The sequence below is a fragment of the Brachybacterium sp. YJGR34 genome (assembly GCF_003347015.1).
In the GTDB taxonomy this organism is placed as follows: Bacteria; Actinomycetota; Actinomycetes; order Actinomycetales; family Dermabacteraceae; genus Brachybacterium.
The window spans coordinates 37056-57439 of sequence record NZ_PNFB01000007.1 but is presented as its reverse complement, the minus strand read 5'-3'; the positions used below and the strand labels follow the sequence as shown (position 1 = coordinate 57439).

18 protein-coding genes are annotated in these 20384 nt (G+C 72.3%); 4 read left to right on the top strand and 14 right to left on the bottom strand.

Annotation, left to right across the window (positions count from 1 at the left end; translation table 11 throughout):
* Positions 1 to 24 precede the first annotated feature (24 nt).
* The 10 genes from CXH06_RS08430 to CXH06_RS08385 all read right to left on the bottom strand — a co-directional run bounded on the left by CXH06_RS08430 (position 25) and on the right by CXH06_RS08385 (position 9616).
* On the bottom strand, positions 25 to 642 hold the full coding sequence (locus tag CXH06_RS08430; protein ID WP_114854734.1) for a hypothetical protein: 618 nt from the start codon (positions 640 to 642) through the stop codon (positions 25 to 27).
* On the bottom strand, positions 639 to 1115 hold the full coding sequence (locus CXH06_RS08425) for an NUDIX domain-containing protein (RefSeq protein WP_157975678.1): 477 nt from the start codon (positions 1113 to 1115) through the stop codon (positions 639 to 641). Before CXH06_RS08425 ends, CXH06_RS08430 begins: the two co-directional genes overlap by 4 nt.
* A 34-nt stretch (positions 1116 to 1149) precedes the next feature.
* Entirely contained in the window at positions 1150 to 1431 is a 282-nt protein-coding gene (locus CXH06_RS08420) for a DUF4190 domain-containing protein (RefSeq protein WP_114854732.1), read from the bottom strand.
* A gap of 41 nt (positions 1432 to 1472) precedes the next feature.
* Positions 1473 to 2198 (bottom strand): TM2 domain-containing protein, encoded by a 726-nt coding sequence (locus CXH06_RS08415; RefSeq protein ID WP_114854731.1) that lies wholly within the window; start codon positions 2196 to 2198, stop codon positions 1473 to 1475.
* Positions 2199 to 2300: 102 nt separating this feature from the next.
* Positions 2301 to 4559 carry a bifunctional cytidylate kinase/GTPase Der gene (der, locus tag CXH06_RS08410; protein ID WP_114854730.1) on the bottom strand — a complete coding sequence of 753 codons (2259 nt, stop codon included), beginning with the start codon at positions 4557 to 4559 and terminating at the stop codon, positions 2301 to 2303.
* Between the two features lie 20 nt (positions 4560 to 4579).
* Positions 4580 to 5689 carry a prephenate dehydrogenase gene (locus CXH06_RS08405; RefSeq protein ID WP_114854729.1) on the bottom strand — a complete coding sequence of 370 codons (1110 nt, stop codon included), beginning with the start codon at positions 5687 to 5689 and terminating at the stop codon, positions 4580 to 4582.
* Positions 5686 to 6600 carry a pseudouridine synthase gene (locus tag CXH06_RS08400; RefSeq protein WP_114854728.1) on the bottom strand — a complete coding sequence of 305 codons (915 nt, stop codon included), beginning with the start codon at positions 6598 to 6600 and terminating at the stop codon, positions 5686 to 5688. The genes CXH06_RS08405 and CXH06_RS08400 overlap by 4 nt, the downstream gene beginning before the upstream one ends.
* A complete protein-coding gene (locus CXH06_RS08395; RefSeq protein ID WP_114854727.1) occupies positions 6600 to 7472 on the bottom strand; it encodes a ParA family protein in 873 nt (290 codons plus the stop codon). The genes CXH06_RS08400 and CXH06_RS08395 overlap by 1 nt, the downstream gene beginning before the upstream one ends.
* Positions 7473 to 7652: 180 nt before the next feature.
* Positions 7653 to 8642: a site-specific tyrosine recombinase XerD gene (locus CXH06_RS08390; RefSeq protein WP_114854726.1), complete on the bottom strand. Its 990-nt coding sequence runs from the start codon at positions 8640 to 8642 to the stop codon at positions 7653 to 7655.
* Positions 8639 to 9616 (bottom strand): heme o synthase, encoded by a 978-nt coding sequence (locus CXH06_RS08385; RefSeq protein ID WP_114854725.1) that lies wholly within the window; start codon positions 9614 to 9616, stop codon positions 8639 to 8641. Before CXH06_RS08385 ends, CXH06_RS08390 begins: the two co-directional genes overlap by 4 nt.
* 451 nt (positions 9617 to 10067) lie before the next feature.
* On the opposite strand from CXH06_RS08385, the gene tkt reads away from it, so the two are divergent.
* The 4 genes from tkt to pgl all read left to right on the top strand — a co-directional run bounded on the left by tkt (position 10068) and on the right by pgl (position 16768).
* Positions 10068 to 12164: a transketolase gene (gene tkt / locus CXH06_RS08380; RefSeq protein WP_114854724.1), complete on the top strand. Its 2097-nt coding sequence runs from the start codon at positions 10068 to 10070 to the stop codon at positions 12162 to 12164.
* A 152-nt stretch (positions 12165 to 12316) separates the two neighbouring features.
* On the top strand, positions 12317 to 13429 hold the full coding sequence (gene tal, locus CXH06_RS08375; RefSeq protein WP_114854723.1) for a transaldolase: 1113 nt from the start codon (positions 12317 to 12319) through the stop codon (positions 13427 to 13429).
* Between the two features lie 73 nt (positions 13430 to 13502).
* Positions 13503 to 15056: a glucose-6-phosphate dehydrogenase gene (zwf, locus tag CXH06_RS08370; RefSeq protein WP_114854722.1), complete on the top strand. Its 1554-nt coding sequence runs from the start codon at positions 13503 to 13505 to the stop codon at positions 15054 to 15056.
* A complete protein-coding gene (pgl, locus tag CXH06_RS08365; protein ID WP_114854721.1) occupies positions 15053 to 16768 on the top strand; it encodes a 6-phosphogluconolactonase in 1716 nt (571 codons plus the stop codon). Before zwf ends, pgl begins: the two co-directional genes overlap by 4 nt.
* A 123-nt stretch (positions 16769 to 16891) precedes the next feature.
* Here the strand turns inward: pgl and secG are convergent, their stop codons facing one another.
* From secG to gap, 4 genes are all read right to left on the bottom strand, one after another.
* On the bottom strand, positions 16892 to 17134 hold the full coding sequence (gene secG / locus CXH06_RS08360; RefSeq protein ID WP_157975677.1) for a preprotein translocase subunit SecG: 243 nt from the start codon (positions 17132 to 17134) through the stop codon (positions 16892 to 16894).
* 100 nt (positions 17135 to 17234) lie between these two features.
* Positions 17235 to 18008, bottom strand: coding sequence for a triose-phosphate isomerase (gene tpiA, locus CXH06_RS08355; RefSeq protein ID WP_114854719.1), 774 nt, complete (start codon positions 18006 to 18008; stop codon positions 17235 to 17237).
* Positions 18005 to 19207 carry a phosphoglycerate kinase gene (pgk, locus tag CXH06_RS08350; RefSeq protein ID WP_114854718.1) on the bottom strand — a complete coding sequence of 401 codons (1203 nt, stop codon included), beginning with the start codon at positions 19205 to 19207 and terminating at the stop codon, positions 18005 to 18007. The genes tpiA and pgk overlap by 4 nt, the downstream gene beginning before the upstream one ends.
* A gap of 144 nt (positions 19208 to 19351) precedes the next feature.
* Positions 19352 to 20356 carry a type I glyceraldehyde-3-phosphate dehydrogenase gene (gene gap, locus CXH06_RS08345; RefSeq protein WP_114854717.1) on the bottom strand — a complete coding sequence of 335 codons (1005 nt, stop codon included), beginning with the start codon at positions 20354 to 20356 and terminating at the stop codon, positions 19352 to 19354.
* Positions 20357 to 20384 lie beyond the last annotated feature (28 nt).

The window sequence follows — 20384 nt, the reverse complement described above, 5'->3', positions numbered from 1 at the left end:
CGAGTACCACGTGGGAAAGCGCTGTCACATCCAGTTCCGGGCGCGGCCCACGCCCTGGAACCTCTCGGCATCGGCGTAGCGCAGGCCCGGCGGGACCTGGGCGAGCTCGAACCAGGCCGCGGCCCGCGGCAGCAGCCGCACGTCCTGCCAGGGGATCTCGAAGGCCGGGTCCCGCCAGAGGGTCAGCCCGATCTGCTCCCGGCGACCGGTGGCGACCATCAGCAGGCGCCGCAGCCGCGAGAGGGGGTGCGGGTCCGCGCGGGCAGCCGGCGGGATCCCCACCGCGCCGCCGAGCTCGAGCGGCCAGACGGTCTCTCCCCAGTGCAGGGCCGCCTGCTCGGGCGTCCCGACGAGGACGGCGGGCGGGCGCAGGTCAGCGGCGGAGACGGGCGTGGGATGCAGCGGCGCGCCGCGCTCGAGCACCTCGTGCTGCACCCAGGCACCGGGCAGGACCAGTCGGCCGTCCACGGCGACGTCGACGAGCAGCGCGTCCGCGAAGGGCTGCAGGGGGACGCTGAGCCGCCCGGCACGGGTCAGATCCCGACGCGGGGCGGTGATCACCCGCACCACGGCGAGGTCGCCGGGATGCTCGGTGAGGGGGACGGTGACCCGTGTGCCGGGCAGCGGATCCGGGCGCCTCATGCGCGGAAGCGGGCCGCGGGGACATCGGCCAGGGCCAGCGCGAGCTGCTCGCGGAAGCGGTCGTTCATCGGGGGGAGCTCCTCGAGCAGGAACCAGCGCGCCTCGGTGTTCTCGCCGTCGGCCGGGAAGGGGGTCGCGTCCTCCGCGGCCTCGCACAGGAAGCACAGATCCAGGTACTGGGCGCGGTCGCCGTTGGCGTAGGTGACCTCGGGCAGGGTGCGCACGTCGACGAGCCGCAGCGGCCGGCAGGCGATCCCCGCCTCCTCGGCGACCTCACGGACGGCCGCACGGGCGGGCTCCTCCCCCGGGTCGATGATCCCGGTGACAGGGGTCCAGCGGCCGTCGTCCGCACGGCGGACGCCCAGCAGGCGGGTGCGGGCGGGGTCGAGCACCATCGCGGTCACTCCCGGCATCCACAGCGGGTCGTGCCCGATGCGCCGGCGCAGGGACAGCACGAAGTCCGGCGTCGCGATCGTGTCCCTCCTCAGGGTCGAGCCGCGCTGCGGATCAGGGGTTGACCAGGAACGGGAGGGCCATCATCCCGCCGAACAGCAGCAGCCACAGCACGGCGAAGAGGATCCCGACCGCGAGCAGGACCCAGAAGATGATCCAGCCGACCTTCGCCATCGACTGCGCCGAGGCAGGATTCGTGTCGAGCTGCACGAGCGCGATGATGCCGAAAATGGCCGGGATCGTCCCTCCGCAGAGGAAGCCCACCACGGTGAGGATGATGGCGTTGGTCCTCAGGGCGTCCTTGTCCACGAACGGTGCCGGGTTCTGATAGTTCATCGTGCGTGGTGTCCTCGTCCCTGGGGTGGTGGTGTGCGGGGTCAGTCCTTCAGCGGGCGCCCGTGGGCGTCACGCAGGAAGGCCGGCGACTTCGCGAGGATCATGATGCCCTCGATCAGGCCCCACCAGGCGCCGAAACCACAGGTGATCACGGTGACGACGATCTGGATGATGCCGATGGTCGTGTAGCCCAGCAGGAAGCGATGCACGCCGAACCCACCGAGGAAGATGCCCAGGAGGCCCGCCAGGAGCCGGCTCGTGGGTTCGCCCTGCGCCGCCGTGCCGCCCTGCGGGGCCGGACCGCCCGCGCCGTAGGCGGCACCACCGGCGTACGCATCCGAGGCCGAGGCCCCGGAGTTCTGGGCGGGCGCCCAGGTCGGCTGCGCCGGCTGGCCATAGGGATCCGACGCCGAGGGCTCGCCGTAGGGGCTCTGCTGACCGAAGGGATCCTGCTGGCCCTGCTGGCCATAGGGGTCCTGCTGGCCGTACTGCGCCGGCTGGCTCGGCGCACCGTAGGGATCCTGCTGGCCGTACTGCGCCGGCTGGCCCTGCTGGCCGTCGGGGTCCTGCTGGCCGTGCTGCGCCGGCTGGCTCGGCGCGCCGTAGGGGTTCTGCTGGCCGTACTGGTCCTGCGTGCCGCCCGGCTCCGCGGAGCCGTAGGGGCTCTGCGGCGCGGAGGACTCCGCCGGCGGCCGCGCCCAGGGGTCCTGGGCGCCGTGGTTGTTCCCCTGGGGAGCCCAGGAGCCGTCTTCACCGGAAGTGCTCATGGAACCCACGATACGTGCTCGTCGCGTGCCCACGCACCTCGACACCCGGCGCCGAGCCGCCGCGAGCCGGGAGAGGGTCCCGTGGACGGGGCTCCGGTGCGCTCAGCGGCGGCGCTTCTCGCGGATCCGCACGCCGATGACGATGGGCGAGCCGGTGAAGGAGAAGTCCTCGCGGAGACGACGCTCGATGAAGCGGCGGTACCCGTGCTCGAGGAAGCCGCTGGCGAAGATGACGAAGCGCGGCGGCCGCGTCCGGGCCTGCGTGGCGAACAGGATGCGGGCCTGCTTGCCGCCGCGCAGCGGATGAGGGTGCGCCGCGACCAGCTGACCGAGGAAGGCGTTGAGGCGGCCGGTCGGGATGCGGCGGTCCCAGGACTCGAGCGCCGCCTCGATGGCGGGCACCAGCTTCTCGGCGTGCCGACCGGTGTGGGCGGAGATGTTGACCCGCGGCGCCCAGGCCACATGGGCCAGATCGCGCTCGATCTCGCGCTCGAGAGCCTTGTGCCGCTCCTCGTCCAGCAGATCCCACTTGTTGAAGGCGAGCACGAGGGCCCGACCGGACTCCAGGACCATGTCGATGATCTTCAGGTCCTGGGTGGAGACCGGCTCGGAGGCCTCGAGGAGGACCACCGCCACCTCGGCGCGGTCGAGCGCCGCCCGCGTGCGCAGAGAGGCGTAGTAGTCCGCTCCCTGCGACTGCAGCACGCGGCGGCGGATCCCGGCGGTGTCCACGAAGGTCCACTCGCGCCCGCCCAGGACGATCTTCTCGTCCACAGGGTCGCGGGTGGTGCCGGCGACCTCGTCGACCACCACGCGCTGCTCCCGCGCCAGCCGGTTCAGCAGCGAGGACTTGCCGACGTTCGGCCGTCCCACCAGCGCCACGCGCCGCGGACCGTGGTCCACGGGAGCCCCGCGGCCCTCCTCGGGCATGGCGGAGACCACGGCGTCCAGCAGGTCGCCGGAGCCGCGCCCGTGGAGCGCGGAGACCGGATGGGGCTCGCCGAGGCCCAGGTTCCACAGGGCCGCGGCCTCGAGCTCGCCGCGCTGGTCGTCGACCTTGTTGGCGACCAGCACGATCGGCACGTTCGCCGAGCGCAGCACCTTGAGCAGCTGCTCGTCGGTGGTGGTGATGCCGACGTTCGCGTCCACGATGAACATCACGACGTCCGCGAGGGAGACGGCGACCTCGGCCTGCTCGGCGACCCGGTAGGCGATGCCCTGCACCCGGTCCTCCCAGCCGCCGGTGTCCACCAGCCAGAAGTCCGTCCCGGTCCACTCGGCCTCGTAGAAGACCCGGTCACGGGTGACGCCGGGACGGTCCTCGACCACGGCTTCGCGGCGACCCAGGATGCGGTTGACCAGGGTGGACTTGCCGACGTTGGGACGGCCGACGACAGCGACCACGGGCAGGTTGCGCGGGATCCCCCGCCGCGGGTCCTCGCCCTCCTCCCCCTCCAGCAGGGCCAGGTCCTCGTCGTCGAGCTCGTAGTCGCCGAGGCCGGCGCGCAGCGCCGACTCGATGTCCTCGTCGCTGGGCCCGTCGGCGGCGCCCGCGGCGGCCGTCGGCGCCGGGACGGCCGGCTGCGCGGGCCGGGATGCGGCCTCCTGCTCCGCGGCGTCCTCCTGGGCGGATTCCGCGGCGGCGACGAGCATGAGCACCTGCTCGACCACGTCCTCGATCCCCAGCCCGGTGGTGTCGACGGTCTGGACGCCCTCGGCGGCGGTGAGGAACTCCGAGACGGTCGAGTCGTCCCGGTCCCGGCGCAGCACCTGGTCGGCCATGCGGGCCCGGGTGTCCTCGCTGTCCTCGAGCTCGAGCTCCGCGGCGCGGCGACGCATCCGCTCCTCGTCGGAGGCGGTCAGCAGCACGCGCACCGGGGCGTCGGGGGCGACCACCGTGGTGATGTCCCGTCCTTCGGCCACGCAGAACCCGCGCTCGGCGGCGGTGGCGAAGAGGACCTCCCGCTGGCGGCGCTGAAGGATCGCGCGGACCAGGGTGTTCGTGGCCACGGCGCTCACGCTCGAGGAGATCCGCTCGGTGCGGATGGCGGCGGTGATGTCCGTGCCGCCGACGGCGACGGTCGCGCCGGCGGGGTCCGTCCCGAGCGCGAGGTCGAGGTCCTCGGCCACGGCGGCGACGGCCTCGCGATCGGCGAGATCTACGTCGTGCTCGAGGCAGGACCAGGTGACGGCGCGATACATGGCGCCGGTGTCGAGGATGCCGCCGTCCAGCGCCTCGGCCACGAGACGGGAGACGGTGGACTTGCCGGATCCGGCCGGCCCGTCGATCGCGATGGCGATGCCGGCTCCGGCGCCGTCGGACGCGTGGGCGGAGTGGTCGAGCGGCGAGCTGGTGTGCATCCCAGAAGGATACGGGGCGTTCAGGCCTCGGCGACGGTCCAGCCGCGATCCGCGAGCTCACGCGTGAGCAGGTCCTCACGAGCGGCGTCGACGGCGATGTGCGCGAGACCCACCGCACGGCCGATCTCGTGCTCGAGCCGGAGGTCCTCGAGGTTCACCCCGATCTCCCCGATCTCGCCCAGCAGCCGAGCCAGCTCCCCGGGCCGGTCCGGGACCAGGACCACGAGGGTCGCGAACACCTCGGTGGAGCCCCCGTGCTTGCCGGGGATCCGCCGCACGCCCCGGTTGCCGTCGGCGACGAGGTCCGCGAGCGCGCGGCGCGAGCCGATCGCCGGATCCGGGGACCCCGACAGGGTCTCCAGCGCGCCCATCACCTGGTCGAGGCGCTCGCGGACCTCCCCCAGCACGGTCCGCACGGCCCCGGCATTGGCGCCGAGGATCTCGACCCAGAGCCGCGGATCCGAGTCCGCGATGCGGGTGGTGTCGCGGAGCCCCTGCCCAGCGAGGCCCAGCGCGCTCTCGGTGGGCTCCAGGAGGGTCGCGCCGAGCAGGCTCGCCATGACCTGCGGCACGTGGGAGACCTGGGCGACGGCCGTGTCATGGCTCGCGGCGTCCAGCACGATCGGCACGGAGCCGATCTCGGTGGCCAGGCCCTTCAGCACGGTCACCGCCTCCGCTCCGGTGCTCTCGTGGGGGACGACCACGAAGGGACGGCCCCGGAAGAGGTCGGCGCGGGCGGCGATCACGCCGGAGACCTCGCGGCCGGCCATCGGATGGGCGCCGATGTAGCGCGGGAGGTCCTCCGGACGGGCGAGGGCGCGCAGACCGTCCAGGACCGTGGCCTTCACGCTCGCGACGTCCGCGACCAGCGCCTCGGGCCAGGCACGGAGGGCTCGGTCCACGAGCCCCGCGGCCACGTCCGGCGGCGCGGCGACGAGCACCAGCGCGGGATCGGGGTCCTCGGCGGCGGGCAGGGCGCCCACGCCGAGCTCGACCGCCAGCGCCGTGGTGCCCGGGGAGACGTCCTCGACCTGCACGGCGGCCCCGGCGCGGGTGAGCGCCATGCCGAGCGAGCCGCCGATCAGCCCGGTGCCGATGACCCGCACCGGGGAGGGCACCAGGGTCCTCACAGTCCCACCTCCGCCATCAGGGTGCCGAGCTCGCGCCCGGTGATCTCGCGGGTCTCCCCCGGGGCCAGGTCCCCCAGCAGCACGGGGCCGATGCGGGTGCGCACCAGGGCGGTCAGCTCGAAGCCCTGGGAGGCGAACATGCGGCGGACGATGCGATTGCGCCCCTCATGGAGGGTCACCTCGACCACCGCCTCCCGGCCGTCCTGCGCGAGCACCCGGGCGCGGTCAGCGCGGGCGGGGCCGTCCTCGAGCTCGACGCCCTCGCGCAGCGCCTTGACCAGCCCGCGGGGCGGACCGCCGGGGGCGTCGAAGCGGCAGACGTAGGTCTTGTCGACCTCGAAGCTGGGGTGGGTGAGGCGGTGGGCGAGCTCGCCGTCGTTCGTCAGCAGCAGCAGGCCCTCGGTCTCGTAGTCGAGCCGACCCACGTGGTAGAGCCGCTGCGGATAGCGCCCCGCGAACTCGGAGAGGTCCCGGCGCCCCTCGGGATCGCTCATCGCGGAGACCACATGGCGCGGCTTGTTCAGCACCACGGTCACCTTGGTCGCATCGAGCTGGAGGCGCCGGCCGTCGACGTGGATCACCTGCGTCGCGGGGTCGATGCGGACCCCCTGCTCGTGGACCACGGCGCCGTCGACCATCACCCGGCCGCCGGAGATCAGCGCCTCGCAGGCGCGCCGGGATCCGAAGCCGGCCCGCGCGAGGACCTTCTGCAGGCGCTCCCCGCCCTCGCGGTGCTGGTCCCCGTCGGTGGTGTCCGCACCGGCCGGGGCCGGCATCGGCGCCCCGGCGTCGTCGCGCAGGCGGACCTTCTTCGGCGGGGTGAAGGCGCTGCGGCGCCGGCGGCGGGAGGAGCCCCCCGAGGTCCGGCCGGAACCCTCGCCCGAGCCGCCGCCGGAGCGGGACGACCCCATCAGGCCGCCGCGCCGCGGGCGATGAGCTCGCGAGCGAGCTGACGGTACGCGGCGGCGCCCTTGTTCGCGGAGGCGAAGGAGATGATCGGCTCGGCGGCCACCGAGGCGTCCGGGAACTTCACGGTGCGGTTGATCGTGGTGTGGAAGACCTTGTCCGGGAAGGCCTCGACCACACGCTGGCAGACCTCGCGCGCATGCAGGGTGCGCGGGTCGAACATCGTGATCAGGATGCCGTCGAGCTCGAGGCGCGGGTTGATGCGGTCCTGCACCTTCTCGATGGTCTCCACCAGGAGCGCCACGCCGCGCAGCGCGAAGTACTCGGCCTCCAGCGGGATGATCACGCCGTGGCTCGCGGCCAGCGCGTTGACGGTCAGCAGGCCCAGCGAGGGCTGGCAGTCGATGATGATGACGTCGTACTCGTCGGCCACCGGGCGCAGCACCCGGGCCAGCGCCATCTCGCGGGCGACCTCGTTGACCAGCGTCACCTCGGCGGCCGAGAGGTCGATGTTCGCCGGCAGCACGTCGAGGTTCTCGGTCTCGGTCTCCTGGATCACGGTCCGCACGTCGTGGCCGCGCTCCATGAGCAGGTTGTAGACGGTGATGTCGAGGTCGTACGGGTTCACGCCGCTGCCGGCGCTCAGCGCGCCCTGCGGGTCGAGGTCCACGAGCAGCACCTTGCGGCCCAGCTCGGCGAGGGCCGCCCCGAGGTTGATGACGCTCGTGGTCTTCCCGACCCCGCCCTTCTGGTTCACCATCGAGATGATCCGCGCCGGACCGTGGCCGTCGAGGGCGGCCGGCTCCGGGAGCTCCGGCATCGGGCGGCCGGTGGGGCCGAGGTCGATGTCCAGCTGCTGGGGGGAGGTCGGGCTCACGTCGTTGTCCTGTCGTCGGCGTCGTTCTCTGGTGCGGGCGCGGGGGTTCCGTCGACGGCCGGGTGGGGATCCGAACCGGCCCGGGCGGCGACGGCCTCGAGCGGCCGTCGATGTCCTGCGGCGGACGACTCCGGCGGGCGGGGCCGTGCGGGGTCGCCGCGCCGTGCAAGTCTAAGCCCCTCAACGGGCCCGGGGGTGGGCTCCGGCGTGGGTCTCGCGCAGAGAGTCGACCGTCACCTGCGTGTAGAGCTGCGTGGTGGTCACCGAGGCGTGGCCCAGCAGCTCCTGCACGCTGCGCACGTCCGCCCCGCCGTGCAGCAGATGGGTCGCATAGGAATGGCGCAGGGTGTGCGGGCTGATCGGCTCCGGCAGATCGTCGAGCTCGGCGTCCTCGGCGGCCCGCTGGACCACCTGCCAGGCGGCCTGCCGGGTCAGCCGGGTGCCCCGGGCGCCGAGGAAGATCGCGGGCGTGCCGCTCCCCCGGGCCGCCAGTGCCGGGCGCCCCCGGGTGAGGTAGGCCTCGAGCGCCTCGAGGGCGTGGCGGCCCACGGGCACCACCCGATGCTTGTCGCCCTTGCCCCGCAGGACGGCCGACCGGGACGTCCGGTCGACGTCGTCGACGTCCATGCCGGTCACCTCCGAGATCCGTGCCCCGATCCCGTAGAGCAGCTCGAGCAGAGCACGATCGCGCAGCGCGCGCTCGGCGCCGTCCCGGCCGGGGCCGGGCCGGCCCGCCGCCTCCAGCAGGCGCAGCACCTGGTCGATGGTCAGCGGATGCGGCAGCCGTGCAGGGAGCGCGGGCGTGGGGACCAGGCGGGTGGGGTCGCCGGTCTCCGAGGCCCGTTCGGCGTCGAGGAAGGCGTGCAGACCGCGCACCGCGGCGAGGGAGCGGGCGGCCGAGGAGGCCGAGAGGGCGCGGCCGCCGTCGGCACCGGTGCGCAGCGCGCGGAGCCAGGCGCCGAGCTGCCCGGCCTCGACGGCCCCGGGATCGATGCCCTCCCGAGCCAGTCCGGCGAGATAGCGCAGGAGGTCGCGACGGTAGGCGGCGAGAGTGTTGGCCGAGAGCCCGCGCTCGCTGCGCAGGTGGCTGAGGTACTGCTCGAGCAGGCGGCGGTCACCGGGCCGGAGCGTCGACTCCTCGGCCCCGGGCGACGAGCCGCCTGCGCTCACAGGGTGACGAAGGGGTCGATCGCCAGCGCCACGAACAGGACGGTGAGGTAGGTGATGGAGCCGTGGAAGACCACCATCGGACCCAGGGCCTTGCCGGTCAGGCCGCGACGCACGCGCAGCGCGTAGCGGACCACGAGGAAGGCGAACCAGGCACCGCTGGCCACGGCCGCGACGCCGTAGACCCAGCCGGTGTGGCCCAGCGGGATGATCGCGAGGCTGCAGGCGATCATCAGCGCGGTGTGCATCACCATCTGGCGGGCGACGCTCCGACGGGAGGCGACCACGGGAAGCATCGGCACCCCGGCGTCGGCGTAGTCGGTCGAGAACTTCTCCGCGAGCGGCCAGTAGTGCGGGGGCGTCCAGAAGAAGATGACCAGGAACAGCAGCACCGCGGTCCAGGACACCGTCCCGGTCACGGCCGACCAGCCGATGAGCACGGGCATGCAGCCGGCCACGCCGCCCCAGACGATGTTCTGGCTGGTGCGCCGCTTGAGGATCATCGTGTAGAAGACGACGTAGAGCAGGATCGCGCCCAGGGCGAGGGCGGCGGACATCCAGTTGACCAGCAGGCCCAGCCACAGACCGGAGACGAGAGAGAGCGTGAGCCCGAAGATCAGGCCGGCGCGGGGCGAGATGTCCCCGGTGACGAGCGGACGGTTCCGGGTCCGCTTCATCTTCGCGTCGATGTCGCGGTCGAGGTACATGTTCAGCGCGTTCGCGCCGCCCGCGGCCAGATAGCCGCCCACCATGGTGGCCAGGATCAGACCCAGCGAGGGGAACCCGCCCGCGGCGAGGAACATGGTGGGGATGGTCGTGATGAGCAGCAGCTCGATGATGCGCGGCTTGGTCAGCGCGACGTAGCTCCCGACGACCGAGCGGAGGGTCCGCGAACCGAAGCCCCCGCCGTCCCGGCGACCGGAGCTCCCGCCCTCCGGGCCCGAGTCCTGTACCGACGCTCCCTGGGTGGCGGTCACCGCCCACCGTCCTTCCTCCTGGGCGCGGCGCACTCGCCGCGTGAACCCCGCCAGTCTAGGCCGACGCGGCCGCGGACGGCGCGCGGACACGGGTGAGAACCCGCACCGTCGGCGGCGGCGCGCCCCTGCCCGGCCGCCGCTCCAGGGCACGGAGGGCCTGTTGCCGAACCGTGACCGGAGCGCCCGGCGAGCGGACGGGGGCCGGTCTCCTCGCACGTCCATCCGGCCCCGGCGTGGGCCGGAGCACGCCCGGGACGTGACGCAGCTCCCACCTGGGGGCCGCGCCGGAGCGCGTGGTGGGACGGGCGCGCGGCGCTCGTGCCTGCGGGACTAAGGTGGACCGCGTCGCCTCGCGCGCCCATCCTGCGACAGTCGTCTGCACGGGAGGACCCGCGGAGGCCTGTCGATCCCCGCGGCAGCAGCCGCACCCCGGCGAAAGGAACCACTCGACATGACGGAGAACTTCAAGGCCCCCGACGGCTGGACCGAGCTGGACAAGCGGGCGGTCGACACCGTGCGCGTCCTCGCCGCCGACGCCGTGGAGAAGGTCGGCAACGGCCACCCGGGCACCGCCGTCAGCCTCGCCCCGGCCGCGTACCTCCTGTACCAGGACCTCATGCGCCACGACCCGAAGGACCCGGCCTGGATCGGCCGCGACCGCTTCGTGCTCTCGGCGGGCCACTCCAGCCTCACCCAGTACATCCAGCTGTACCTCGGCGGCTTCGGCCTCGAGAAGCAGGACATCGAGGAGCTGCGCACCTGGGGCTCGAAGACTCCCGGCCACCCCGAGAACTTCCACACCACCGGCGTGGAGATCACCACCGGCCCGCTGGGCCAGGGCATCTCCTCGGCCGTCGGCTTCGCGATGGCGCAGCGTCGCGAGCGCGGCCTGCTCGACCCCGAGGCCGCCGCGGGCACCAGCCCCTTCGACCACTTCACCTACGTGATCGCCTCCGACGGCGACCTGCAGGAGGGTGTCAGCAGCGAGGCCAGCTCCATCGCCGGCACCCAGCAGCTCGGCAACCTCATCGTCCTCTGGGACGACAACGAGATCTCCATCGAGGGCGACACCTCGATCGCCTTCACCGAGGACACCGCCGCACGCTACGAGGCCTACGGCTGGGACGTGCGCACCGTGGACTGGACCCAGGGCGGCACCGAGTACGTCGAGGACGTCGCCGCGCTCAAGGCCGAGATCCTCGCCGCGCAGAAGGTCACGGACAAGCCCACCTTCATCCGCCTGCGCACCGTCATCGGCTGGCCGATCCCGGAGCTCGCCGGCAGCCACAGCGTGCACGGTGCCAAGCTCGGCCCCGAGGGCGTCGCGGGCCTGAAGAAGGCCGTCGGCTTCGACCCGGAGCAGCAGTTCCAGGTCGACGAGGACGTCCTGGCCCATACCCGCGGCCTCGCCGAGCGCGCCGCCGCCGCGAAGGCCGAGTGGGAGAAGGGCTACCAGGCCTGGCGCTCCGCGAACCCGGAGGCGGCCACCCTGCTGGACCGCCTCAGCGCCCGCGAGCTGCCGAGCGGCTTCGAGGACGCCTTCCCGACCTTCGAGGCCGACGCCAAGGGCATCGCCACGCGCGCCGCCTCCGGCAAGGTCCTCGCCGAGCTCGCCCCGGTCCTGCCCGAGCTGTGGGGCGGCTCCGCCGACCTCGCCGGCTCGAACAACACCACCATGAAGGGCGAGCCGTCCTTCCTCCCCGAGGCCAACGCCTCCGCGGAGTTCCCGGGTCACGAGTACGGCCGCACGCTGCACTTCGGCATCCGCGAGCACGCCATGGGGTCGATCCTCTCCGGCATCGCGCTGCACGGCCTGACCCGGCCCTACGGCGGCACCTTCTTCCAGTTCGCCGACTACATGCGCGGCGCGGTGCGCCTCGCCTCGCTGATGAAGGTCCCGGCCACCTACGTGTGGACCCACGACTCGATCGGCCTCGGCGAGGACGGCCCGACCCACCAGCCGGTCGAGCACCTGGCCGCCTACCGCGCGATCCCGAACCTGGCGCTCGTGCGCCCCGCGGACGCCAACGAGACCGCTCAGGCCTGGAAGGCGATCCTCGAGCGCGACAGCGGGCCCGTCGGTCTCATCCTCAGCCGCCAGGCGATGCCCACCTTCGACCGCGAGGAGTACGCGGGCGCCGAGGGCCTCGCCCGGGGCGCCTACGTCATGAAGGAGGCCTCGGCCGCGCCGCAGCTGATCCTCATCGCCACCGGCTCCGAGGTGCAGTACGCCGCCGAGGCGCAGAAGCAGCTCGAGGCGGAGGGCGTGCCCACCCGCCTGGTGTCGATGCCGTCGGTCGAGTGGTTCGACGAGCAGGACGAGGAGTACCGGGAGTCGGTCCTGCCCTCCTCGGTCACCGCGCGTGTGAGCGTCGAGGCCGGCATCGCGATGCCGTGGTACCGCTTCCTGGGCACGCACGGCCGCGCCGTCTCGCTCGAGCACTACGGCGCGTCGGCCGATGCCAAGACGCTGTTCCGGGAGTACGGGTTCACCGCCGAGGCCGTGGTGGCCGCGGCGAAGGACTCGCTCGCCGCCGCCGGCGCCTGACCACCCGCGGGGGCGGGACCCCCGGGTCCCGCCCCCGCCCCTCACCCGCCGAGGTTCCCTCCGCCACAGGGAGGAAGGCCCCCGGCCTCGACAGCGTTGCGACTTTCGATCCCCGTTCGACACAGGGCGCCCCGCGTCCGGAAGGAACACCCATGGCTCAGAACCCCCGCACCCAGGCCCTCTCCGACGCCGGAGTCTCCATCTGGCTGGACGACCTCTCCCGCGACCGCCTCCGCACCGGCAACCTCGCCGAGCTCCTCGCCTCCCACAACGTCGTCGGCGTGACCACCAACCCCTCGATCTTCCAGGCCGCGATCTCCGGCTCCGAGGAGTACGACGCGGACATCACCCGCCTCGCCGGCGAGGGGAAGAGCGTGGACGAGGTCATCGAGGTGCTCACCACCGACGACGTGCGCAGCGCCGCCGACCTCTTCGCGGACGTGTACGCCTCCTCGCACGGCTTCGACGGCCGTGTGAGCATCGAGGTGGACCCGCGCCTCGCGCACGAGACCGAGAAGACCATCGAGCAGGCGAAGCACCTGCACGCCGTCGTCGGCCGCGAGAACGTCATGATCAAGATCCCCGCCACCGAGGAGGGCCTGCCGGCCATCACCGCGGTCATCGCCGAGGGCATCAGCGTCAACGTCACCCTGATCTTCTCGGTCGAGCGCTACGAGGCCGTCATCGACGCCTACCTCAGCGGCCTCGAGCAGGCCGCGGCGGGCGGCCACGACCTCTCCACCATCCACTCCGTGGCCTCCTTCTTCGTCTCCCGGGTCGATTCCGAGATCGATGCTCGTCTCGAGCAGCTCGGCGGAGAGGCGGAGACCCTGCGCGGCAGCGCCGGCGTGGCCAACGCCCAGGCCGCCTTCGGCGTGTACCTGACGTCCTTCGCCGCCGAGCGCTTCGAGGCCCTGAAGGCCCAGGGAGCCAACGTGCAGCGCGCCCTGTGGGCGTCCACCGGCGTGAAGAACCCCGACTACCCGGACACCCTGTACGTCGACCGCCTGGTCGCCGATCCCACGGTCAACACCATGCCGGAGAAGACGCTGTTCGCCGCGGCGGACCACGCCGCGCCGGAGGCGGCGCTGACCGCCGAGACCGCCGTCACCGGCGAAGCCGTCCTCGAGCGCGTGGCCGAGGCCGGCGTCGACGTGGCCGACGTCTTCGCCGTCCTCGAGCGCGAGGGCGTCGAGAAGTTCGAGAAGGCCTGGATCGAGCTCATCGCCACTGTCTCGGCCTCGGTCGAGGCCGCGCGCGCCTGATCCCGCCAGGGCCGGGCTCCGCCGTCCGCGGCGGGTCCCGGCCCGCTCGTCCCGTGTCCGAGAAAGGACCATCGTGACCGACACCTCCCCCTCCCCCGCCGGGACCGACGCCGCGAACCCGCTGCGCGACCCCCGGGACCGCCGACTCCCCCTCATCGCGGGCCCGAGCTCCATGGTGATGTTCGGCGTCACCGGCGACCTGGCGCGCAAGAAGCTCCTGCCCGCGATCTACGACCTCACCCACCGCGGACTGCTGCCTCCCAGCTTCGGTCTGGTCGGCTACGGCCGACGCGACTGGTCGGACGACGACTTCGCCGAGTACGTCCGCAAGTCGGTCTCCGAGCACTCCCGCACCGGGTTCTCCGAGAGCGTCTTCGAGCAGCTGCGCGGCGGCCTGCGCTTCGTCACCGGCACCTTCGACGACACCGCCGCCTTCGAGCGGCTGACCGAGGTGGTCGGCGAGCTGGACCGCACCCGCGGCACGGGCGGGAACCACGCCTTCTACCTCTCGATCCCGCCGGACGCCTTCCCGCAGGTGTGCGGGCAGCTGGCCAACTCCGGGCTGAACACCCCGCGGGACGGCTCCTGGCGCCGTGTGGTCATCGAGAAGCCCTTCGGGCACGACCTCGCCTCCGCACGCGAGCTGAACGACGTCGTCGAGCAGGCCTTCCGCCCCGAGGACGTCTTCCGCATCGACCACTACCTCGGCAAGGAGACCGTCCAGAACATCCTGGCGCTGCGGTTCTCCAATCAGCTGTACGAGCCGCTGTGGAACGCGAACTACGTCGACCACGTCCAGATCACGATGGCCGAGGACATCGGGATCGGGTCCCGCGCCGGCTACTACGACGGCATCGGCACCGCGCGCGACGTGATCCAGAATCACCTGCTGCAGCTGCTCGCGCTGACGGCGATGGAGGAGCCGGTGACCTTCCGCGCCTCCGACCTGCGGGCGGAGAAGGAGAAGGTGCTGGCCGCGGTCGAGCTGCCCGAGGACCTGGGTGCCCACACCGCCCGCGGGCAGTACGTGGGCGGCTGGCAGGGCGGCGTGGAGGCGCGCCCGTACCTCGAGGAGGACGGCATCCCCGCCGACTCCACCACCGAGACCTTCGCCGCCATGCGCCTGGACATCGCCACCCGCCGCTGGGCGGGCGTGCCCTTCTACCTCCGGGCCGGCAAGCGCCTGGGACGCCGCGTCACCGAGATCGCGGTCGTCTTCAAGCGCGCCCCCTTCCTGCCGTTCCGCACCACGGACACCGCGGACCTGGGCCAGAACGCGATCGTCATCCGCGTCCAGCCGGACGAGGGCGTGACCATGCGCTTCGGCTCCAAGGTGCCCGGCACCCAGATGGAGGTGCGCGACGTGACGATGGACTTCGCGTACGGCATGAACTTCACCGAGGAGTCCCCCGAGGCCTACGAGCGGCTCATCCTCGACATGCTGCTCGGGGATCCGCCGCTGTTCCCCCGGCAGAAGGAGGTCGAGCTCTCCTGGCAGATCCTCGACCCCATCACCGAGTACTGGGAGGAGAACCTCCGGCCGGCGCCCTACCGTCCCGGCACCTGGGGTCCCGACACCGCTCATGAGATGCTCGCCCGCGACGGACGTACCTGGAGGCGACCGTGATCACCACCCTGACCGACACCACCGCATCGGCCATCGACAAGAAGATGATCGAGATGCGGGAGACCTTCGGTGCCAACACCATCGGCCGAGTGCTCACCCTCATCATCGTCTCCACCGGGGACATCGAGGAGCCGCTCGAGGCGGCCATCGCCGCGAGCCACGAGCATCCCGCCCGGGTGCTGGTGGTCGATGCGAACCCCGAGGCGGAGACCTCCGGCCTCGACGCCGAGATCCGGGTGGGCCGGGACGCCGGCTCCGGCGAGATCGTCATCCTGCACGCGCGCGGGGACGTGCTGTACTCGCTGGACACCCTGATCATGGCGCTGCTGCTGCCCGACGCCCCGATCGTCACCTGGTGGCCGGAGACGGCACCGTCCTCCCCGGTCCACGACGTGCTGGGCTCGATGTCGCAGCGCCGCATCACCGATTCCGCGGCGAGCTCCGATCCGCTGGCGACCCTCAAGCGGCTGCGCCGCGGCTACTCCAGCGGTGACTCCGACTTCGCCTGGGCGCGGCTGACCCGCTGGCGCGGACTGGTCGCGAGCGCCTACGAGGTGCCCCCGATCTCCACCCCGACCTCCGTCGAGGTCTCCGGGACCCCCGGCAACCCGTCGGTCGAGCTCATGGCGGGCTGGCTCGCCCATGCGCTCGGGGTCCGCGCCGAGATCGTGGCCCCGCCCGCGGACGACAGCGACTTCGCCGGCGTCCACAGCGTGCGACTGGTCCGCCGCGACGGCGCCATCGAGCTCACGCGCGTCAGCGACGACTCGGTGGTCATGAAGCTGCCGGGGGACGACACCGGTCAGCACGTGACGATGCCCCGGCGCGCCCTCGCCGAGCTCATCACCGAGGAGCTGCGCCGTCTGGATCCCGACGAGGTCTACGGCGAGGTCCTCGCCGAGACCTTCAGCGGCATCGACGACACGTCCACCTACGCCACCGGCAAGCCCTCCCCGGCCGATGTCGTGGTCGCCGACGCGGAGGCGATCGCCGTCGCGGCCGCCGAGCGGACCGCGAACCAGCTGCGCACCGCCCTCGCGGAGCGGTCGGTCGCCCACCTCGTGGTCACCGGAGGCAGCGTCGGCACGAGGACCGCGCAGGCCCTGCCCGCGGCGCTCGCGACGGCCGAGGTCGACGTCTCCCGTCTGCACCTCTGGTGGGGCGACGAGCGCTTCGTCGATCCGGACTCCCCCGAGCGCAACGAGGTGGGCGTGCGCGCCGGTCTGCTCGAGCCGCTGGTCGAGGCCGGGCTCCCCCGGCGCAACGTGCACGTGATGCCCTCCCCCGCCGACGGCATGTCTCTGGACGACGCCGCGGCCTGGTACGGCCAGCAGCTGGACCAGATGGGCGGCGACGAGCCCTTCCGCACCCGTGGCCGCGCGTTCTTCGACGTGCTGCTGCTCGGGGTGGGGCCCGACGGCCACGTCGCCTCGCTGTTCCCCGAGCATCCGGACCAGACCCACGTCCGCGCCAGCGCCGTGCCGGTGACGCAGTCGCCCAAGCCGCCGTCGGAGCGGATCTCGCTGACCTGGCCGGTGCTCAACTCCTCCCGCCACGTGGTGCTCCTCGCCGCCGGCGAGGAGAAGGCCGCCGCCGTGCGGCACGGGCACGGGGACATCGACCCCTGGACCGTTCCGGCCTCCGGCGTGCGGGGCCTGGAGTCCACCGTCTGGTTCCTCGATCGCGCCGCGGCGAGGTCGCTGGAGTCCTGACTCCCGCGGCGGGCCTCCGGGCCCGCCGCGCTCTCCCCGCCCGGGACGGGCGGGAGCATGCGAGAAGGGCCGGTCACCGTGATGGTGACCGGCCCTTCTGCTGTGCTCGAGGTGCGCTGTGCGTCAGAGGATCTTCTCGATGATGCCCAGGCCCACGGCGCACATCCCCCAGGCGACCGCGATCGTCACGGTCAACCGGTTCAGATTGCGCTCGGCCACGCCCGAGGCGCTGGCCGAGGAGGTCACGCCGCCGCCGAACATGTCGGACAGACCACCACCGCGCCCCTTGTGCAGGAGCACGAGCATGATCGTCAGCAGGCCCAGAACGGCCAGCAGGATCTGAAGGATGAGCTTCAGGAGAGTCAGATCCACGAGGTGCGACACCTTCCACGGGAACAGGCGGACCGATCCAGCATACGCCACGAGCCGGGCCCCGAAGAGGCCCGGCTCGCGTGGTACGGCTTACTCAGCTCTGGAACCCGGCGATCTTGGCGAACTCCTCGGCCTTGAGCGAGGCCCCGCCGACGAGCGCGCCGTCGACGTCCTCCTTGCCCATGAGCTCGACGACGTTCGAGGACTTCACGCTGCCGCCGTACAGGACGCGCACGGCGTCGGCGACCGAGTCGCCGTGGATCGCGCGCAGGGCCTCACGGATCTCCCGGCACACCTCCTGGGCGTCGTCCGGGGTCGCGACCTCGCCGGTGCCGATGGCCCAGACGGGCTCGTAGGCGATGACGATCTGCGCGGCCTGCTCGGCGGTGAGCCCCTCGATGCCGCCCTCGAGCTGCGCGAGGGTGTACTCGACGTGCTTGCCGGCCTGCCGCTGCTCGAGCGGCTCGCCGACGCACAGGATCGGGACCAGGCCCGCGGCGAATGCGGCCTTCACCTTGGCGTTCGTGACCTGCTCGTCCTCGCCGTGGTACTCGCGGCGCTCCGAGTGACCCACGGCCGCGTAGCTCGCGCCGAGGGCCTTGAGCATCTGCCCGGAGACCTCGCCGGTGTAGGCGCCGGACTCGTGGGCGGAGATGTCCTGACCGCCGTAGGCCAGCGGGATCCGGTCCGACTCGACGACCGTCTGCACGGTGCGGATGTCCACGAACGGGGGCAGCACGACGACCTCGACGGCGGAGGTGTCCACGTCCTTGAGCCGCTCACCCAGCTCCTCGACGAGGGCCAGGCCCTGCTTCCAGTCGAGGTTCATCTTCCAGTTGCCCGCCATCAGCGGGGTACGGGTGCTCACTTGGTGCCCTCCTCGAGGATCGAGATGCCCGGCAGGTCCTTGCCCTCGATGAGTTCGAGGCTCGCACCCCCGCCGGTGGAGATGTGCGAGAAGAGGGACTCGTCGAATCCCAGGTTGCGGACGGCGGAGGCGGAGTCGCCGCCGCCGACCACGGTGTAGCCGGGGGCCTTCGCGAGGGAGTCGGCGACCGCCTTCGTCCCGCCGGCGAAGGGCGCGAACTCGAACACGCCCATGGGGCCGTTCCAGAACACGGTCGCGGCATCGGCGACCTTCTCGCCGAACAGCTTCGCGGTCTCGGGGCCGATGTCCATGCCCTCCTGGTCCGCGGGGATCTGATCGGCGCCCACCACGGTGGCGGGGGCGTCGGCGGAGAACTCCGGGGACACGACCGTGTCGACGGGGAGCACGAGCTCCACGCCGTTCGCCTCGGCGCGCTCCATGTACTCACGGACCACGTCGAGCTTGCTCTCGTCCAGCAGCGACTGGCCCACCTCGTGGCCGCGGGCCTTCTGGAAGGTGTAGGCCATGCCGCCGCCGATCAGGAGACGGTCGGCCTTGCCCAGCAGGGCGTCGATGACGGAGAGCTTGTCCGCCACCTTGGCCCCGCCGAGGACCACCACGAAGGGGCGCTCCGGGGAGTCGGTGACCTTGCGCAGGGACTCGACCTCGCGCAGCACCAGCTCGCCGGCCGCGGAGGGCAGCAGGGTGGCGAGCTCGTAGACCGAGGCCTGCTTGCGGTGGACCACGCCGAAGCCGTCGGAGACGAAGGCGTCGCCGAGCTCGGCGAGCTGGGTCGCGAAGTCGCGGCGCTCGGCCTCGTCCTTCGCGGTCTCGCCGGCGTTGAAGCGGAGGTTCTCGAGGACGGCGACCTGTCCGTCCTCGAGGGAGGAGACGACCTCGGCGGCGGAGGCGCCCACGGTCTCCGGGGAGAAGGCGACGTCCTGGCCCAGCAGCTCGCCCAGACGGCCCACGACCGGGCGCAGGGAGTACTTGTCCTCCGGCGCACCCTTCGGGCGGCCCAGGTGGGAGATCACGACCACCCGGGCGCCGGCCTCGACGAGTCGGGAGAGCGTGGGGAGGGCGGCGCGGATGCGTCCGTCATCGGTGATGGTGGTGCCGTCCAGCGGCACATTGAGATCGGCACGGACGAGCACGCGCTTGCCGCGCAGCTCCCCGAGCGAATCGATGGTCTTCAGCACTGTGGTGGTTCCTTCGTGTCGGGGCCGGGGACGCACGGAGCGGCCCGGCCGTGGGACGAGCGGAGCCCGCCGGGCGCCGACCCCTCGGGGTGGCGACCGGCGGGCTCCGGGGTGGTCCGGGTCGTCAGTGCGACCGCGCGGGGATCAGAGCGACTTGCCCACGAGCTGCGAGAGCTCGACGAGGCGGTTCGAGAAGCCCCACTCGTTGTCGTACCAGGTGAAGACCTTCACCTGGTTGCCGATCACCTTGGTGAGCTGCGCGTCGAAGATCGAGGAGTGCGGATCGCCCTCGATGTCCTTGGAGACGATCGGGTCCTCGGTGTAGCGCAGGACGCCCTTGAGGGGACCCTCGGCGGCCTTCTTGATCGCCGCGTTGATCTCCTCGGCGGTGACCTCGCGGGACGCCTCGAAGGTGAGGTCCGTGATGGAGCCGGTCGGGACCGGCACGCGCAGCGAGTAGCCGTCGAGCTTGCCCTTGAGCTCCGGGAGCACCAGCGCCACGGCCTTGGCCGCACCGGTGGTGGTCGGGACGATGTTCAGGGCGGCGGCGCGGGCACGGCGCGGGTCCTTGTGCGGGCCGTCCTGCAGCACCTGGTCCGAGGTGTAGGCGTGGATGGTGGTCATCAGGCCCTTGACGATGCCGAACTCGTCGTTCAGCACCTTCGCCACGGGGGCGAGGGAGTTGGTGGTGCAGGACGCGTTCGAGATGATCGTGTGCGCCGCCGGGTCGTAGTCGCCCTCGTTGACACCGATCACGAAGGTCGCGTCCTCGTTCTTCGCCGGAGCGGAGATGATGACCTTCTTGGCGCCGGCCTCGAGGTGGGCCTTCGCCTTCTCGGCGTCCGTGAAGATGCCGGTGGACTCGATGACGACGTCGGCGCCGATCTCGCCCCACGGGATGTTCTTGGGGTCGCGCTCGGCGAACGCCTTGAAGGTGCTGTCGCCGACGGTGATCGAGTTCTCGTCGTGGGAGACCTCGTAGGGCAGGACGCCGCCGATGGAGTCGTACTTGATGAGGTTGGCGAGCGTGGCGTTGTCGGTCAGGTCGTTGACCCCGACGATCTGGATGTCAGCCTTCTGCTCGAGAGCGGCGCGCAGGTAGTTGCGGCCGATGCGACCGAATCCGTTGATTCCGACCTTAATGGTCACGGTTCCTCCTAGATTCACAGGGGATCTG

Bases quoted from the DNA above. Each gene is read 5' to 3' on its own strand.
- CXH06_RS08430 (WP_114854734.1), bottom strand. From the start codon at position 642: ATGAGGCGCCCGGATCCGCTGCCCGGCACACGGGTCACCGTCCCCCTC.
- CXH06_RS08420 (WP_114854732.1), bottom strand. From the start codon at position 1,431: ATGAACTATCAGAACCCGGCACCGTTCGTGGACAAGGACGCCCTGAGG.
- CXH06_RS08415 (WP_114854731.1), bottom strand. From the start codon at position 2,198: ATGAGCACTTCCGGTGAAGACGGCTCCTGGGCTCCCCAGGGGAACAAC.
- der (WP_114854730.1), bottom strand. From the start codon at position 4,559: ATGCACACCAGCTCGCCGCTCGACCACTCCGCCCACGCGTCCGACGGC.
- CXH06_RS08400 (WP_114854728.1), bottom strand. From the start codon at position 6,600: ATGGGGTCGTCCCGCTCCGGCGGCGGCTCGGGCGAGGGTTCCGGCCGG.
- tkt (WP_114854724.1), top strand. From the start codon at position 10,068: ATGACGGAGAACTTCAAGGCCCCCGACGGCTGGACCGAGCTGGACAAG.
- tal (WP_114854723.1), top strand. From the start codon at position 12,317: ATGGCTCAGAACCCCCGCACCCAGGCCCTCTCCGACGCCGGAGTCTCC.